The sequence below is a fragment of the Leclercia sp. LSNIH1 genome (assembly GCF_002902985.1).
GTDB lineage: Bacteria > Pseudomonadota > Gammaproteobacteria > Enterobacterales > Enterobacteriaceae > Enterobacter.
In genome coordinates this window covers 1,079,972-1,094,815 of record NZ_CP026167.1, presented here as the reverse complement: position 1 = coordinate 1,094,815, position 14,844 = coordinate 1,079,972, and the positions used below count along the sequence as shown (strand labels likewise).

General features: G+C 56.1%; 16 protein-coding genes. 8 read left to right on the top strand and 8 right to left on the bottom strand.

What is annotated here, in order from left to right; genetic code table 11:
• Positions 1-60: 60 nt before the first annotated feature.
• The 3 genes from C2U54_RS05600 to C2U54_RS05590 form a co-directional block, all read right to left on the bottom strand.
• Positions 61-669 carry a glutathione S-transferase gene (locus C2U54_RS05600; protein WP_103177751.1) on the bottom strand — a complete coding sequence of 203 codons (609 nt, stop codon included), beginning with the start codon at positions 667-669 and terminating at the stop codon, positions 61-63.
• A 93-nt stretch (positions 670-762) separates the two neighbouring features.
• A complete protein-coding gene (locus tag C2U54_RS05595; protein ID WP_103177750.1) occupies positions 763-1,899 on the bottom strand; it encodes an HlyD family secretion protein in 1,137 nt (378 codons plus the stop codon).
• A gap of 2 nt (positions 1,900-1,901) precedes the next feature.
• Positions 1,902-2,258, bottom strand: a complete 357-nt coding sequence (locus C2U54_RS05590; protein WP_103177749.1) for a DUF3302 domain-containing protein — start codon at positions 2,256-2,258, stop codon at positions 1,902-1,904.
• A 657-nt stretch (positions 2,259-2,915) separates the two neighbouring features.
• Between C2U54_RS05590 and C2U54_RS05585 the strand changes: the two genes are divergently transcribed.
• From C2U54_RS05585 to trmL, 8 genes are all read left to right on the top strand, one after another.
• On the top strand, positions 2,916-4,823 hold the full coding sequence (locus C2U54_RS05585) for a PTS mannitol transporter subunit IICBA (protein WP_103177748.1): 1,908 nt from the start codon (positions 2,916-2,918) through the stop codon (positions 4,821-4,823).
• A 110-nt stretch (positions 4,824-4,933) separates the two neighbouring features.
• A complete protein-coding gene (mtlD, locus tag C2U54_RS05580; RefSeq protein ID WP_103177747.1) occupies positions 4,934-6,082 on the top strand; it encodes a mannitol-1-phosphate 5-dehydrogenase in 1,149 nt (382 codons plus the stop codon).
• Positions 6,079-6,669: a mannitol operon repressor MtlR gene (mtlR, locus tag C2U54_RS05575; protein WP_103177746.1), complete on the top strand. Its 591-nt coding sequence runs from the start codon at positions 6,079-6,081 to the stop codon at positions 6,667-6,669. Before mtlD ends, mtlR begins: the two co-directional genes overlap by 4 nt.
• Before the next feature lie 59 nt (positions 6,670-6,728).
• A complete protein-coding gene (locus C2U54_RS05570) occupies positions 6,729-7,091 on the top strand; it encodes a YibL family ribosome-associated protein (protein ID WP_103177745.1) in 363 nt (120 codons plus the stop codon).
• Between the two features lie 271 nt (positions 7,092-7,362).
• Positions 7,363-9,018, top strand: a complete 1,656-nt coding sequence (gene lldP / locus C2U54_RS05565) for an L-lactate permease (protein ID WP_103177744.1) — start codon at positions 7,363-7,365, stop codon at positions 9,016-9,018.
• Positions 9,015-9,785, top strand: a complete 771-nt coding sequence (lldR, locus tag C2U54_RS05560) for a transcriptional regulator LldR (protein ID WP_103177743.1) — start codon at positions 9,015-9,017, stop codon at positions 9,783-9,785. The genes lldP and lldR overlap by 4 nt, the downstream gene beginning before the upstream one ends.
• Positions 9,785-10,972, top strand: a complete 1,188-nt coding sequence (gene lldD, locus C2U54_RS05555; RefSeq protein WP_103177742.1) for an FMN-dependent L-lactate dehydrogenase LldD — start codon at positions 9,785-9,787, stop codon at positions 10,970-10,972. The genes lldR and lldD overlap by 1 nt, the downstream gene beginning before the upstream one ends.
• Before the next feature lie 87 nt (positions 10,973-11,059).
• Positions 11,060-11,533 (top strand): tRNA (uridine(34)/cytosine(34)/5-carboxymethylaminomethyluridine(34)-2'-O)-methyltransferase TrmL, encoded by a 474-nt coding sequence (gene trmL / locus C2U54_RS05550; RefSeq protein ID WP_103177741.1) that lies wholly within the window; start codon positions 11,060-11,062, stop codon positions 11,531-11,533.
• A gap of 39 nt (positions 11,534-11,572) precedes the next feature.
• On the opposite strand, the gene cysE is transcribed toward trmL, so the two are convergent.
• The 5 genes from cysE to C2U54_RS05525 all read right to left on the bottom strand — a co-directional run bounded on the left by cysE (position 11,573) and on the right by C2U54_RS05525 (position 14,690).
• Complete coding sequence (gene cysE / locus C2U54_RS05545) at positions 11,573-12,394, bottom strand: serine O-acetyltransferase (RefSeq protein WP_103177740.1); 822 nt, start codon at positions 12,392-12,394, stop codon at positions 11,573-11,575.
• Positions 12,395-12,473: 79 nt separating this feature from the next.
• Positions 12,474-13,493, bottom strand: coding sequence for an NAD(P)H-dependent glycerol-3-phosphate dehydrogenase (gpsA, locus tag C2U54_RS05540; protein ID WP_103177739.1), 1,020 nt, complete (start codon positions 13,491-13,493; stop codon positions 12,474-12,476).
• Positions 13,493-13,960: a protein-export chaperone SecB gene (secB, locus tag C2U54_RS05535; RefSeq protein ID WP_032615746.1), complete on the bottom strand. Its 468-nt coding sequence runs from the start codon at positions 13,958-13,960 to the stop codon at positions 13,493-13,495. The genes gpsA and secB overlap by 1 nt, the downstream gene beginning before the upstream one ends.
• A 32-nt stretch (positions 13,961-13,992) precedes the next feature.
• On the bottom strand, positions 13,993-14,244 hold the full coding sequence (gene grxC / locus C2U54_RS05530) for a glutaredoxin 3 (protein ID WP_103177738.1): 252 nt from the start codon (positions 14,242-14,244) through the stop codon (positions 13,993-13,995).
• A gap of 14 nt (positions 14,245-14,258) precedes the next feature.
• A complete protein-coding gene (locus tag C2U54_RS05525; RefSeq protein ID WP_103177737.1) occupies positions 14,259-14,690 on the bottom strand; it encodes a rhodanese-like domain-containing protein in 432 nt (143 codons plus the stop codon).
• Positions 14,691-14,844 lie beyond the last annotated feature (154 nt).

Below are 14,844 nucleotides of genomic sequence, written 5' to 3'. Positions count from 1 at the left end.
GAGGGAGTCAATGTCAGGAGCGATTGTACCGCGTCCGGCAAGGAAGTGTTATCGACGACATCAAGCCTTTGGCGGTTCGGTACGGGCGAAACTTTCGCGCTGGAAGAGGGTTTCCGCCAGCTTAACCAGCTGCGGACGATCGACGCACCAGCCCGGTGAAACCCGGCGGAAATTGAGGTAGCCGATGGCGCAGGCGATGGCGATGGTCGCCAGATTGACGCTGTCGGTGGCAATTTTCCCGTCGCGGATCAGCTGCTCACAATGATCGAGACTGCGAGCGATTTTCTCGCGCTGGCGCAGCAGCTCGGTCTCGGATTGCTGCGCCGCCGGGCGGGCCTGTTCACGCACGGAGGCTAACGCCGCATCCATGATCCCATCCGCCAGCGCCTCGATTTGCCGGATAGCCAGCGCCGCTTTCGGTTCACGGGGGATCATCGCCGGGGCGATATCCAGCAGTTCGATATAGCTGGCAATGATGGGGGAATCGAACCAGTGTTCACCGTCATCGGTTACCAGCGCCGGGACTTTGCCCAGGGGATTGTACTGCGCGACACCGCTTTCAGCCTGATAGGGCTGTTCATTAACAAATTCAAAAGTGATGCCTTTCTCCAGCAGGAGAATGGAGATTTTACGTACAAAGGGACTGGTATAACTGCCGATGAGTTTCATTGCCTGCTCCTTATCCGCCAACAAAAGCATAAGTATGGCTCAGGCAAAGAAAAAAGGCAGGCGATGCATCGCGCATGCCTGCCTTTCAGAGGATTAATGGTCGAGATAGAGGTAGTGCATCCAGCTGGTCATACGCAACAGGACCTTACGCATCACGGAAACATGCGAGAAGTGATCGGAGTAAACCGCCACCTGGGCATAGATACCGTCAGGCAGAGCGTCCACGTCGGCGTTCGGCTCCAGTTCAATGGTGCCCAGCACGCCGTCGGTACCCGGCACTACCGTCAGGGACTGCAGCGAGCACTGCGCCTGGTAAGAACCGCCCGGCACCACCGGCAGAATGCTGGTGAGCTTGCCAGAGAACACCTGGCCCGGCAGGGCGTTGAATACCACTTCAGCTTCATCGCCCGGTTTCAGACGCAGCAACGAGTTCTGGCGGAACTGCGCCACAATCTGCCGTTTCTGCTCAGGAATGAACACCATCACCGGACGCAGCGGCAGTGAAGCCGCATAGGTCCCCGGACGAATCAGCACCTGGGTGATGTAGCCGTTGCTCGGCGCCCGGATGATGGTCTGGTCCAGGTTGTAGGTGGCTTCGGCCAGCTGGGCGCGCAGAGAGGCGATTTGCGACTGTTCGCCGTTAGACATGCTTTCTAACTGGCTCTGGATCTGCACCTGTTCCGCCACCGACGCCTTCACCATGGCGTCCTGCGCCAGGTAGTTTTGCCGCGCGTTATCGATGTCGCTTTCAGAGAACGGATTCACCTTCGCCCGGCTGCCTTTCACATAACGCTGATAGTCTTTGAACAGACGGTCACGCTCGGCGGAGACGCGGGTGGTATTCGATTGTGCTTCCGTAAGCTGGGCTTTCAGAACATCAATATTGTGTGTCGCCGTCACCAGGTCGGCCTGGAGCCGATCGACGCGCGCTTTATACCTGCCCGGGTCGATTTTAAATAACACTTCGCCCTTTTTAATGAGCTGGTTATTTTTATCGGTCACTTCGGTTACTACCCCTGTAACCTGCGGCGTAATCGGAATTGAGATAACCGCTTTCTGCGCTGTAAACGTATAGGGGTGGTTATAGTTCATTAATAAAATAAGGCCGGCCACGATAAATACGCCGCCTAACGTTGCGGTCGCCAGCGTCCACTGGTTTACCGGGATACGGAATATTTTAAAGATGGCCCATGCAAACGCGACATAGGTCAATATGATCAACAGATCCATGATTATCGCTCCGGCGTATTCTTGTCAGCAACGGGCGGCACGGCGGCCAGTTTTTGTTCCAGCTCGGCTACGCGCTTCGCCAGCGCATCTACGTCGGGGCTACGGTCCGGGGGCTGAATGTGGTTCTGCATTCCCCAGCCGCGCTCTGGCTGGTAGAGCGTGGCCCAAATCCACAAAAATGGCCAGATGGCATGGAGCGTAAACAGGCTTATCCATCCCGCCGTATGGATCGCATCGGCATGAGGATGGTTGCGCTTTTTGGCCATATTATAAGGAATGTCATGGATAGCGATGATTCCATAGAAAAGAACCAGGAAAACAAAAATCAACACACCCAGCGCAAAATAGTTGAGAAACATATTTGCCTCGCTAAATAAATCAACAACTCATTTAAGTAATTAAATGGTAAGCAAGCATATTAATTCACTGGTAAGTACACGATCGTGATATTAATATTTCAGAGCCGGGGAGTATGGTTTTTCGTTATATCTCCATGCAAGTTTATAAGCGTGACAAAATATATCCTGAATAATAATAGACTTAAATTTACAATATGGATTACTTTAGCTTATAACTTTTTGCCACACCACATCACAGACATTTAATTTTGGCGATAAGTGTTGTTGACTTACATCCTGGCGCTGTTCGCCAAAGCAGAAGTTGTCTGCGATCACATCCAGAGAAATCCGCATAAAAATTTTTTGTGGTTTTGATCACACTCCAGAAACAAACTCGCGACTTCTAAATGTGATTTACTTCACATTTAAGGGGCTATATTGCCGCTTTCACGTCCATTGTATTTTTTTACACATCAATTTTGTGATATTCATCACGACATTCCTCACCACACCCCCCACATTTACGTGACTCATATCACATAAATTTTGCCCATCTGGACAGTGAAACAATTAAGTGCCAGATTTCACGACATCAGAACAGTGCAGGCTACCTCTGCCACCGCATTCACAACAAACCTCGGGCCGAAGGCCTGCGTAAACAAAAAGAAGGGGTGTTTTATGTCATCCGATTTCAAGATCAAAGTTCAAAGCTTTGGTCGTTTCCTCAGCAACATGGTGATGCCAAATATCGGCGCGTTTATCGCGTGGGGTATCATCACCGCGTTATTTATTCCGACAGGGTGGTTGCCTAACGAAACGCTGGCAAAACTTGTAGGCCCAATGATCACCTATCTGCTGCCGCTGCTCATCGGTTATACCGGTGGTCGTCTGGTAGGCGGTGACCGTGGCGGCGTGGTCGGTGCTATCACCACCATGGGTGTTATTGTCGGTGCGGATATGCCGATGTTCCTCGGCGCAATGATTGCCGGTCCACTGGGCGGCTGGGCAATTAAGAAATTTGACGTCTGGGTTGATGGCAAGATCAAATCCGGCTTCGAAATGCTGGTGAACAACTTCTCTGCCGGCATCATCGGTATGATCCTGGCGATTCTGGCGTTCCTCGGCATTGGCCCGGCAGTTGAAGTGCTTTCCAAACTGCTGGCGGCGGGCGTTAACTTCATGGTTGCCCACGACATGCTGCCGCTGGCGTCCATCTTTGTTGAACCGGCGAAAATCCTGTTCCTTAACAACGCCATCAACCACGGTATCTTCTCACCGCTGGGTATTCAGCAGTCTCACGATCTCGGCAAGTCTATCTTCTTCCTGATTGAAGCGAACCCGGGTCCAGGTATGGGTATCCTGCTGGCGTACATCTTCTTCGGTCGTGGCAGTGCGAAACAGTCTGCGGGCGGTGCGGCAATCATCCACTTCCTGGGTGGTATCCACGAAATTTACTTCCCGTACGTGCTGATGAACCCACGTCTGATCCTCGCCGTTATCCTCGGCGGTATGACCGGTGTGTTCACCCTGAGCGTGCTGGGTGGCGGTCTGGTTTCTCCGGCTTCTCCGGGTTCTATCCTGGCAGTACTGGCGATGACCCCGAAAGGTGCTTACTTCGCTAACCTCGCGGCAATCTTTGCAGCTATGGCAGTCTCCTTCATCGTGGCATCTATCCTGCTGAAAACCAGCAAAGTGAAAGAAGAAGACGATATCGAAGCGGCAACCCGTCGTATGCAGGACATGAAAGCCCAGTCTAAAGGCGCAACGCCGCTGGCTGCGGGCGATGTCTCTAACGACCTGAGCCATGTTCGTAAAATCATCGTCGCCTGCGACGCCGGTATGGGCTCCAGCGCCATGGGTGCAGGCGTACTGCGTAAGAAAGTGGCGGATGCCGGTCTGTCTCAGATCTCCGTTACCAACAGCGCCATTAACAGCCTGCCGCCGGATGTTGACCTGGTCATCACCCACCGCGACCTCACCGAGCGTGCGATGCGCCAGGTACCGCAGGCGCAGCACATTTCGCTGACCAACTTCCTCGACAGCGGCCTGTATACCAGCCTGACCGAACGCCTGGTGGCGGCACAGCGTCACGAAGAAAACGAAGTGAAAGTGCGTACCAGCCTGCAGGACAGCTTTGACGAGAGCAACAGCCACCTGTTCCGTCTGGGTGCAGAGAACATCTTCCTTGGCCGTACCGCGAGCAATAAAGAAGAAGCGATTCGCTTTGCCGGTGAGCAGCTGGTGAAAGGCGGCTACGTTCAGCCAGAATATGTTGAAGCGATGCTGGAACGTGAAAAACTGACCCCGACCTACCTGGGCGAATCCATTGCGGTACCGCACGGTACGGTTGAAGCGAAAGATCGCGTTCTGAAAACCGGCGTGGTGTTCTGTCAGTACCCGGCAGGCGTGCGCTTCGGTGAAGAAGAAGATGACATCGCCCGTCTGGTAATTGGTATCGCGGCCCGTAACAACGAGCACATTCAGGTGATTACCAGCCTGACCAATGCCCTGGACGATGAGAGTGTTATCGAACGTCTGGCTAACACCACCAGCGTAGAAGAAGTTCTGGCGCTGCTGAACAAGTAAGTTAAGCAAACCTCCCTCTCCTCGTTGGGGAGAGGGCTAGGGTGAGGGGAAATTCGCGTGGTTCCTCACCCCAGCCCTCTCGGGTAAAAACATTGATGAAGGTTAATACTATGAAAGCATTACATTTTGGCGCAGGTAACATCGGTCGTGGCTTTATCGGTAAACTGCTGGCAGACGCGGGCATTACGCTGACATTCGCTGATGTCAACCAGACGGTACTTGATGCCCTGAATGCACGTCATAGCTATCAGGTGCATGTGGTTGGCGAAAACGAGCAGGTTGAAACCGTGACCGGCGTCAACGCGGTCAGCAGCATTGGCGACGACGTTATCGATCTGATTGCCGGGGTTGACCTGGTGACGACCGCCGTCGGTCCGGTGGTGCTGGAGCGCATCGCGCCAGCGGTGGCGAAAGGTCTGGCCAAACGTAAGGCCCAGGGTAACGACGCCCCGCTGAATATCATCGCCTGTGAAAACATGGTGCGTGGAACCAGCCAGCTGAAAGGCCACGTGATGGCCGCGGTAGCCGATGAAGATAAAGCCTGGGTTGAAGAGCACGTTGGCTTTGTTGATTCCGCCGTAGACCGTATTGTGCCACCGTCCGCCTCTGCCACGCACGATCCGCTGGAAGTGACCGTCGAGACCTTCAGCGAATGGATTGTCGACAAAACCCAGTTTAAAGGCCCACTGCCTGACATTGCTGGCATGGAATTAACTGATAACCTGATGGCATTTGTCGAACGTAAGCTCTTCACGCTGAACACCGGGCATGCTATAACCGCCTACCTCGGTAAATTAGCCGGTCATCAGACCATTCGTGACGCCATTCTCGATGAGAAGGTCCGCGCCGTGGTAAAAGGTGCAATGGATGAGAGCGGCGCGGTATTGATTAAACGCTACGGTTTTGATGCCGATAAGCACGCGGCATACATTCAGAAAATCCTCGGTCGTTTTGAAAACCCGTATCTGAAAGATGACGTTGAGCGCGTTGGCCGTCAGCCGCTGCGCAAACTGAGTGCGGGCGATCGCCTGATTAAGCCGCTGCTCGGCACCCTGGAATATGGTCTGCCGCACGCCAACCTGGTCAAAGGCATTGCCGCCGCGATGCACTACCGCAGCGAAGAAGATCCGCAGGCGCAGGAGCTGGCGCAGTTAATTGCTGAGAAAGGTCCACAGGCCGCGCTGGCGCAGGTATCCGGTCTGGATGCCAACAGCGACGTGGTCGTGGAGGCGGTGAACGACTATAACGCAACCAAATGATGCAGGAACTGGCGCAGGTCATCCTGCGCCCGGAAGATAGATTGTCAGATATGCAGGCAATAATGGAACAAACCCAGGCCTTTGAAAACCGTGTGCTGGAGCGTCTGAATGCTGGCAAAACCGTTCGAAGTTTCCTGATATCCGCCGTCGAGTTATTAACCGAGGCGGTGAATATCCTGGTGCTTCAGGTGTTTCGCAAAGACGACTACGCAGTGAAATACGCAGTTGAACCGTTGCTCGACGGTGACGGCCCCTTGGGCGATTTATCTGTACGTCTGAAACTGATCTATGGCCTGGGCGTCATCAGCCGTCACGAGTATGAAGATGCGGAACTGCTGATGGCGTTGCGCGAGGAGCTCAATCACGACGGCAACGACTATTCGTTTACCGACGACGAGATCCTCGGTCCGCTGGGCGAGCTGCATTGCGTTACCGCCCTGCCCCCGGCGCCGCATTTTGATACCAGCGATCCTGAGCTTTACGCCATGCAGAAACAGCGTTATCAGCAGATTGTTCGCTCCACCATGGTACTCTCCCTGACCGAGCTGATTTCCCGAATCAGCTTAAAAAAAGCGTTTCAGAAGTAAGCCTGCGCACATTCGTGTATCCTTTGTGGTAATTCCCCCTGTTTTTAGAGCCATTTGTTATGAAAGAAGTCGAAAAGAGTGAAATTAAACGTCTGAGCGATCGTCTGGATCTGATCCGCCACCAGCAGGCCAGCCTCTCTCTGGTTGATGCCGCAGAGAAGTACGCCGAACTGGAAAAAGAGAAAGCGACGCTGGAAACCGAGATCGAACGTCTGCGCAGCGTGCACAGCCAGAAGCTGAGCAAAGAGGCGCAAAAGCTCACTAAGCTGCCGTTCCGCCGTGCGATCACCAAGAAAGAACAGGCAGATATGGGCAAGCTGAAGAAAAGCGTGCGCGGCCTGGTGGTTGTCCATCCGATGACCGAACTGGGTCGTGAAATGGGTCTGAAAGAGATGACCGGCTTCAGCAAGACCGAGTTCTGATTTTTTTCCGGGTGGCACGATGCTGACCCGGCCTACCGCTTTCTTCCCTCTCCACATTGGCCCTACCAATTCACTGAACAACCCTTCCCTGGTTCACATTTCTATAATCTTTGCTCACAAACACATTGCCGACCAATAACATTTGGTTAACCATTTGTTGTCATTAACCCTACATCACACTATTGGCAGGACCACTTTTACACATAATGTGACGCAGAGATGAGCACAGACTCACCGCCTCGCAGAAGGTGTGGTCCTCGGGAGACCTGCAATGAGCCTCTGGCAACAAAACTACGATCCGGCAGGAAATATCTGGCTATCGAGCCTGATCGCCTCGCTACCTATTCTGTTCTTCTTCTTCGCGCTGATTAAGCTCAAGCTGAAGGGCTACCTTGCGGCGACGTACACCGTTGCCATCGCCCTGCTGGTAGCGCTGTTCTTCTACAAAATGCCGGTGGATCGCGCCCTGGCCTCGGTGGTGTATGGCTTCTTCTACGGCCTGTGGCCCATCGCCTGGATCATCATTGCGGCGGTCTTTGTCTATAAAATCTCGGTGAAGACCGGGCAGTTCGACATTATCCGCTCGTCGATCCTCTCCATCACCCCGGACCAGCGCCTGCAGATGCTGATTGTCGGCTTCTCCTTCGGCGCGTTCCTGGAAGGAGCTGCCGGATTTGGTGCCCCGGTGGCGATCACCGCCGCCCTGCTGGTCGGTCTTGGCTTCAATCCGCTCTATGCCGCGGGTCTGTGCCTGATCGTCAACACCGCGCCGGTGGCGTTTGGTGCGATGGGCATTCCGATTCTGGTGGCCGGGCAGGTAACCGGCCTGGACAGTTTCGAGATCGGCCAGATGGTGGGCCGCCAGCTGCCGTTCCTGACCATTATCGTGCTGTTCTGGATCATGGCGATTATGGACGGCTGGCGCGGCATTAAAGAGACCTGGCCTGCGGTAATGGTCGCGGGTGGCTCGTTCGCCATCGCCCAGTACCTGAGCTCTAACTTCCTTGGCCCGGAACTGCCGGACATTATCTCTTCCCTGGTCTCGCTGGTCTGCCTGACGCTGTTCCTGAAACGCTGGCAGCCGGTGCGTATCTTCCGCTTTGCCGATATGGGCGCCTCGCACGTGGATCAGACTCTGGCCCGCACGGGCTATACCGCAGGACAAATCGTCCGCGCCTGGTCGCCGTTCCTGTTCCTGACCGCGACCGTGACGCTGTGGAGTATCCCGCCGTTTAAAGCCCTGTTCGCTCCGAACGGCGCGCTGTATGACATGGTGGTCAATATCTCCGTGCCGTTCCTCGACAAGATGGTTGCCCGTATGCCGCCGGTGGTACATGACGCCACGCCGTACGCGGCGGTGTTCAAGTTCGACTGGTTCTCGGCCACCGGTACCGCCATTCTGTTTGCCGCCCTCCTTTCCGTGATGTGGCTGCGCATGAAGCCTGTTGCCGCGGTGCAGACCTTTGCCGCGACCCTTAAAGAGCTGATGCTGCCGATCTACTCCATCGGCATGGTGCTGGCGTTCGCGTTTATCTCGAACTACTCCGGCCTGTCGTCAACGCTGGCCCTGGCGCTGGCCCATACCGGTTCAGCCTTCACCTTCTTCTCGCCGTTCCTCGGCTGGCTGGGGGTCTTCCTGACCGGGTCAGATACTTCATCGAACGCCCTGTTCGCGGCCCTGCAGGCGACAGCCGCGCAGCAGATTGGCGTGTCGGATGTTCTGCTGGTGGCGGCCAACACCACCGGGGGCGTCACCGGCAAGATGATCTCCCCGCAGTCCATCGCCATTGCCTGTGCGGCGGTAGGCCTGGTGGGGAAAGAGTCCGACCTGTTCCGCTTTACCGTTAAACACAGCCTGATATTTACCTGCATGGTCGGGGTCATCACCACCCTGCAGGCCTATGTCTTAACCTGGATGATCCCATGATAGTGATGCCCAGACGCCTGTCCGACGAGATTGCTACTCGCGTGCGGGCGCTGATTGAAGAGATGCAGCTGGAAGCGGGCATGAAGTTGCCCGCCGAACGCCAGCTTGCCGCCCGGCTTGGCGTATCGCGTAACTCGTTGCGCGAAGCCCTGGCGACCCTGGTCAGCGAAGGGGTGCTGGTGAGCCGTCGCGGTGGCGGCACCTTTGTGCGCTGGCAGGACGATGACTGGTCCGGGCAGAACATTGTTCAGCCATTGAAAACTCTGTTGGAGAACGACCCGGACTACAGCTTTGACATCCTCGAAGCCCGTCACGCCATAGAAACCAGCACCGCCTGGCATGCGGCTATGCGGGCAACCGAAGCGGATAAAGAGAAGCTCAAAGCCTGCTTCGAGGCCACCCAAAGCAGCGATCCGGATATCGCCTCGCAGGCGGACGTCCGGTTTCATCTGGCCATTGCCGAGGCCTCACACAATGTCGTGTTGCTCCAGACCATGCGCGGCTTCTTCGACCTGCTGCAATCGTCCGTAAAGCAGAGTCGCCAGCGCATGTATCTGGTGCCGCCGGTTTTTGCCCGGCTGACCGAGCAGCACGAAGCGGTCCTCAACGCCATTCTGGCAGGTGATGCCGAAGCCGCACGCGCCGCGATGATGGCGCATCTGGGCTTCGTCCACACCACCATTAAACAATTTGATGAAGATCAGGCCCGGCAGGCGCGTATTACCCGCCTACCGGGCGATACTGTTATTTCCAGGGAGAAGAACTGATGATCATTTCCGCAGCCAGTGACTATCGCGCCGCCGCCCAGCGCATCCTGCCACCGTTCCTGTTTCACTATATCGATGGAGGGGCCTATTCCGAGTACACCCTGCGTCGCAACGTGGAAGACCTGTCGGAAGTGGCCCTGCGCCAGCGCGTGCTGAAGAATATGTCCGACCTGAGTCTTGAGACGAAGCTGTTCAATGAAACGCTCTCCATGCCGGTCGCCCTCGCCCCGGTCGGGCTGTGCGGCATGTATGCCCGCCGGGGTGAAGTGCAGGCCGCCGCCGCCGCGGATGCGAAAGGCATTCCGTTTACGCTTTCAACCGTTTCCGTCTGCCCGATTGAAGAGGTGGCTCCCACCATTAAGCGCCCGATGTGGTTCCAGCTGTACGTCCTGCGCGACCGCGGCTTTATGCGCAATGCGCTGGAGCGGGCGAAGGCGGCAGGCTGTTCCACCCTGGTCTTTACCGTGGATATGCCGACCCCCGGCGCACGCTATCGCGATGCCCATTCCGGGATGAGCGGCGCGAATGCCGCGATGCGCCGCTACTGGCAGGCGGTAACGCATCCGCAATGGGCATGGGATGTGGGGCTCAACGGCCGCCCGCACGATCTGGGGAATATCTCCACCTATCTGGGTAAACCGACAGGACTGGAAGATTACATTGGCTGGCTGGCGAATAACTTCGATCCGTCCATCTCGTGGAAAGACCTGGAGTGGATCCGCGAGTTCTGGGATGGCCCGATGGTGATCAAAGGGATCCTCGATCCGGAAGATGCCCGCGATGCGGTCCGTTTCGGCGCCGACGGGATTGTGGTGTCGAACCACGGCGGCCGCCAGCTCGACGGCGTGCTCTCCTCGGCCCGCGCCCTGCCCGCCATTGCCGATGCGGTTAAGGGCGATATCGCGATTCTGGCGGACTCAGGCATCCGCAACGGCCTGGACGTGGTGCGTATGATTGCCCTCGGCGCCGACACCGTCCTGCTGGGCCGCGCCTATCTGTACGCGCTGGCGACCCACGGCCAGGCAGGCGTTGCCAATCTGCTCAACCTGATCGAGAAGGAGATGAAGGTGGCGATGACGCTGACCGGCGCGAAAACCATCCCGGAAATCAGCAAGGAGATGCTGGTGCAGGAGTTGAGTAAACTCCCTGCCGGGCTGGCGCCGCTGGCGCAGGGGAACGCGGCTTAGATGAGTGCGGTCTGATCCCCTCACCCTGACCCTCTCCCCAAAGGGGAGAGGGGATGATATTCTGCCCGCGCTATTTAAGGGGGCAGCATGCTTAACATCGTTCTATTCGAACCAGAAATTCCACCTAATACCGGCAACATCATCCGCCTGTGCGCCAATACCGGGTTCCGTCTGCATATCATCGAGCCAATGGGCTTTACGTGGGACGACAAGCGCCTGCGCCGCGCCGGGCTGGATTACCACGAATTCACCGCCGTGGTGCGCCATCAGGATCTGGCTGCCTTTATGGACGCGGAAAAGCCGGAGCGGATCTTTGCCCTGACGACGAAAGGCACACCTGCTCACAGCGCGGTAAACTATCAGCCGGGGGACTATCTGCTGTTTGGCCCGGAAACGCGCGGCCTGCCAGCCACCATTCTTGATGCCCTGCCTGCTGAACAAAAAATTCGTATTCCGATGATGCCGGACAGCCGCAGTATGAACCTGTCGAACGCGGTGTCGGTGGTGGTGTATGAGGCCTGGCGCCAGCTGGGATACCCTGGCGCGATATTACGTAGCTGATTTCTTGCCGGGTGGCGCTTCGCTTACCCGGCCTACAGGTTAAATCCCGTCGCCATACTCAAAGGTATGGTGGATGCCGTTGAAGAACTGATCCATATCCATCGCTGGCTTGTCGCTGTCTGGCTTGCCGACGATACGTGCCGGGACGCCTGCGGCGGTGGTATGCGGCGGGACAGGTTGCAGCACCACCGAACCGGCGCCAATCTTCGCGCCGCGCCCGACTTCGATGTTGCCGAGGATCTTCGCGCCTGCGCCAATCATCACCCCTTCACGGATTTTCGGGTGACGGTCACCGCTGGTTTTCCCGGTCCCGCCCAGGGTAACGGACTGCAGGATTGAGACGTCGTTTTCAATCACCGCCGTTTCACCCACCACAATACCCGTTGCGTGGTCGAGCATGATGCCGCGGCCAATCTTCGCCGCCGGGTGAATATCCACCTGGAAGCTCACCGAGACCTGATTCTGCAAGAAGATGGCCAGCGCGCGGCGACCTTCGTTCCACAGCCAGTGGCCGATACGGTAGGACTGCAGGGCGTGGAAACCTTTCAGATAGAGTAATGGCGTGGAGTATTTGTCCACCGCCGGGTCGCGGTTGCGTACCGCCTGAATATCGCAGGCGGCGGAGGCGATCATCTCCGGGTCAGCCGCATAGGCCTCTTCCACCACTTCACGGATGGCGATTGCCGGCATGATCGGTGAAGCCAGTTTATTGGCGAGCATATAGCTCAGGGCGCTGCCGAGATTTTCGTGCTTGAGTAGCGTCGCGTGGTAGAAGCTGGCCAGCATGGGCTCACAGTCAGCCAGAGCCCGGGCTTCGGCTTTAATATTGTTCCAGACGATATCCAGTTCTTCACACGGCATTGCTTACTCCAGACGTAATAATAATGACCGGCCAGTTCTTTGCCAGCCGGGTCATTCAGGGGACAACGCTTTCCTGCGGTTAACGGCTGCTACGCTCGTCCTTGCGTGCACGACCTAATAAGGTCAATGCTGCCTCGCGCGCATTTTTTCCGCAATACAATACCTGATAAATTTCCTCGGTTATTGGCATTTCGACACCAAAGCGGTGTGCCAGCTCGCGGACTTCTTTGGTATTGCGGTAGCCTTCCACCACCTGGCCGATCTTCTCCTGCGCGCCGATCACATCCATGCCCTGGCCGAGCATCATGCCAAAACGACGGTTACGGGACTGGTTGTCGGTACAGGTCAGCACCAGATCGCCTAACCCTGCCATCCCCATAAAGGTGGCCGGATCGGCACCGAGCGCCGCGCCAAGACGGGACATTTCAGTTAAACCACGGGTGATCAGAGCGGTACGTGCGTTGGCGCCAAAGCCGATGCCGTCGGACATGCCCGCGCCGATAGCGATAACGTTCTTCACCGCGCCGCCCAGCTGTACGCCGATAAAATCGGGGTTGCTGTAAACGCGAAAGCTCTTACCGCAGTGCAGCAGCTGCTGCAGATCGTCAGCGAAGGTCTCATCGGTCGAGGCAAGTGAAATGGCCGTCGGCAGCCCTGCCGCCAGCTCTTTCGCAAAGGTCGGGCCGGAGATCACCGCCAGCGGAATGGCATCGCCCAGCGCTTCGCGGGCGACATCCTGTAACAGGCGTCCGGTTTCGGCTTCCAGCCCTTTAGTCGCCCATACCACACGCGCATCGTCACGCATCAGCGGTTTAATCTGTCGCAGCACCTGGCCAAACACGTGGCTTGGCACCACGATCAGAATATTGCGGCTGGCGGCAAGCGCCGTCGCAAGATCGCTTTCAAGATGCAGTGAGTCAGGGAAAGGCACATCGGGGAGGAACGCGACGTTGCAGCGATCGGCTTGTAACGTCGCGATATGTTTGGGATCGTGGCCCCAGAGAACCACTTCGTGTCCATTTCTTGCCAGGGTGATGGCAAGAGCGGTGCCGTAAGAGCCGGCACCGATCACAGTCATTGACGCATTGACAGTACTCATCAGGCATCCTGATGTTGTTCAGTACCTTCGCCAGCTTGCTGCTGCAGATAGTTCATGAACAGCGCATCGAAGTTCACTGGCGCAAGGTTCAGTTGCGGGAACGTACCACGGGAAACCAGGCTGGTGATGCATTCGCGGGCATACGGGAACAGAATGTTCGGGCAGTATGCGCCCAGGCAATGCGCCATCTGATTACCTTCGATGCCGCCGATAGAGAAGATGCCGCCCTGCTGTACTTCACACAGGAATGCAGTCTCTTCGCCCAGAGAGGCGGTTACGGTAACACGCAGCACGACTTCATACACATCTTCCGCCAGCTGGGTGGAAGCGGTATCCAGATCAAGTTTAACCTCTGGCTGCCAGTCTTTCTGGAAAACGTGCGGCGCATTAGGTGCTTCGTAGGAGACATCTTTGGTGTAGATGCGCTGGATCTGGAAAGTCATCTCGGTATTATTTTGTTCTGACATGGAAAAGCCCTTTTTAATTGTCCTAAAACGCCTTAGCGCAGCAGCGGATCGAGTCCACCACGCGCGTCAAGCGCATACAAGTCATCACAGCCACCAATGTGCTGCGCATCGATAAAAATCTGCGGAACCGTCGTACGGCCACTACGTTTAATCATCTCTTCACGCTTTGCAGCGTCGCCATCAATCGGCAGTTCCTGGAAGGTAACGCCTTTGCTGTCCAGCAGCGCTTTTGCACGATGGCAGAACGGACAGGTCGCTTTGGTGTAGATCTCGATATTGGCCATGTTCAGACTCCTGTTTACTTACCGCGAACCAGAGGCAGATTTTCGCCGCTCCAGCCAGAGATACCGTCCTTCAGGACAGTGACTTTCTCAAAGCCAGCTTTGACGAGCGTGTTTGCGGGCTCCTGAGCCTGCATACCGGTGCCGTCAACGACAATAATCGGTTTATCTTTATGCTTTTCCAGTTCGCCAAGGTTATTAGCTTTGATGTCGGTCGGCAGCAGGTTAATCGCCCCTGCAATATGGCCTTTGCGGAAATCATCGCGCTGACGCAGATCGACAACCACTGCATCTTCTTTGTTGATAAGACGCGTTGCTTCGCCGCGGTTGATCACCTTCACTTTCGAGGTGAGGCCTTTGAACGTGGTGAAAAGTACTGCCGCCAGTAGACCAATCCACGCGATACAAAGTATGGGGTGGCGGCTGACAAATTGCATAATTTCTTGCATGGGGGGTAACGACTCCCGACTGAGTGAATAAAAAACCAGGACAGGAGTATACCTGTGCGTTGTGGCAAATACAGCCAGCGACAATAAGCTAATCCATTTTCTGCGTACTGCCACGAAAAAAAAGAGCAAAAATGGCCTAACCTTAGCCCTGCCC

Excerpts from the sequence above, each read along its gene's own strand:
- C2U54_RS05600 (WP_103177751.1), bottom strand. The coding sequence starts at position 669 with ATGAAACTCATCGGCAGTTATACCAGTCCCTTTGTACGTAAAATCTCC.
- C2U54_RS05595 (WP_103177750.1), bottom strand. The coding sequence starts at position 1,899 with ATGGATCTGTTGATCATATTGACCTATGTCGCGTTTGCATGGGCCATC.
- C2U54_RS05590 (WP_103177749.1), bottom strand. The coding sequence starts at position 2,258 with ATGTTTCTCAACTATTTTGCGCTGGGTGTGTTGATTTTTGTTTTCCTG.
- C2U54_RS05585 (WP_103177748.1), top strand. The coding sequence starts at position 2,916 with ATGTCATCCGATTTCAAGATCAAAGTTCAAAGCTTTGGTCGTTTCCTC.
- mtlD (WP_103177747.1), top strand. The coding sequence starts at position 4,934 with ATGAAAGCATTACATTTTGGCGCAGGTAACATCGGTCGTGGCTTTATC.
- mtlR (WP_103177746.1), top strand. The coding sequence starts at position 6,079 with ATGATGCAGGAACTGGCGCAGGTCATCCTGCGCCCGGAAGATAGATTG.
- C2U54_RS05570 (WP_103177745.1), top strand. The coding sequence starts at position 6,729 with ATGAAAGAAGTCGAAAAGAGTGAAATTAAACGTCTGAGCGATCGTCTG.
- lldP (WP_103177744.1), top strand. The coding sequence starts at position 7,363 with ATGAGCCTCTGGCAACAAAACTACGATCCGGCAGGAAATATCTGGCTA.
- lldR (WP_103177743.1), top strand. The coding sequence starts at position 9,015 with ATGATAGTGATGCCCAGACGCCTGTCCGACGAGATTGCTACTCGCGTG.
- lldD (WP_103177742.1), top strand. The coding sequence starts at position 9,785 with ATGATCATTTCCGCAGCCAGTGACTATCGCGCCGCCGCCCAGCGCATC.
- trmL (WP_103177741.1), top strand. The coding sequence starts at position 11,060 with ATGCTTAACATCGTTCTATTCGAACCAGAAATTCCACCTAATACCGGC.
- cysE (WP_103177740.1), bottom strand. The coding sequence starts at position 12,394 with ATGCCGTGTGAAGAACTGGATATCGTCTGGAACAATATTAAAGCCGAA.
- gpsA (WP_103177739.1), bottom strand. The coding sequence starts at position 13,493 with ATGAGTACTGTCAATGCGTCAATGACTGTGATCGGTGCCGGCTCTTAC.
- secB (WP_032615746.1), bottom strand. The coding sequence starts at position 13,960 with ATGTCAGAACAAAATAATACCGAGATGACTTTCCAGATCCAGCGCATC.
- grxC (WP_103177738.1), bottom strand. The coding sequence starts at position 14,244 with ATGGCCAATATCGAGATCTACACCAAAGCGACCTGTCCGTTCTGCCAT.
- C2U54_RS05525 (WP_103177737.1), bottom strand. The coding sequence starts at position 14,690 with ATGCAAGAAATTATGCAATTTGTCAGCCGCCACCCCATACTTTGTATC.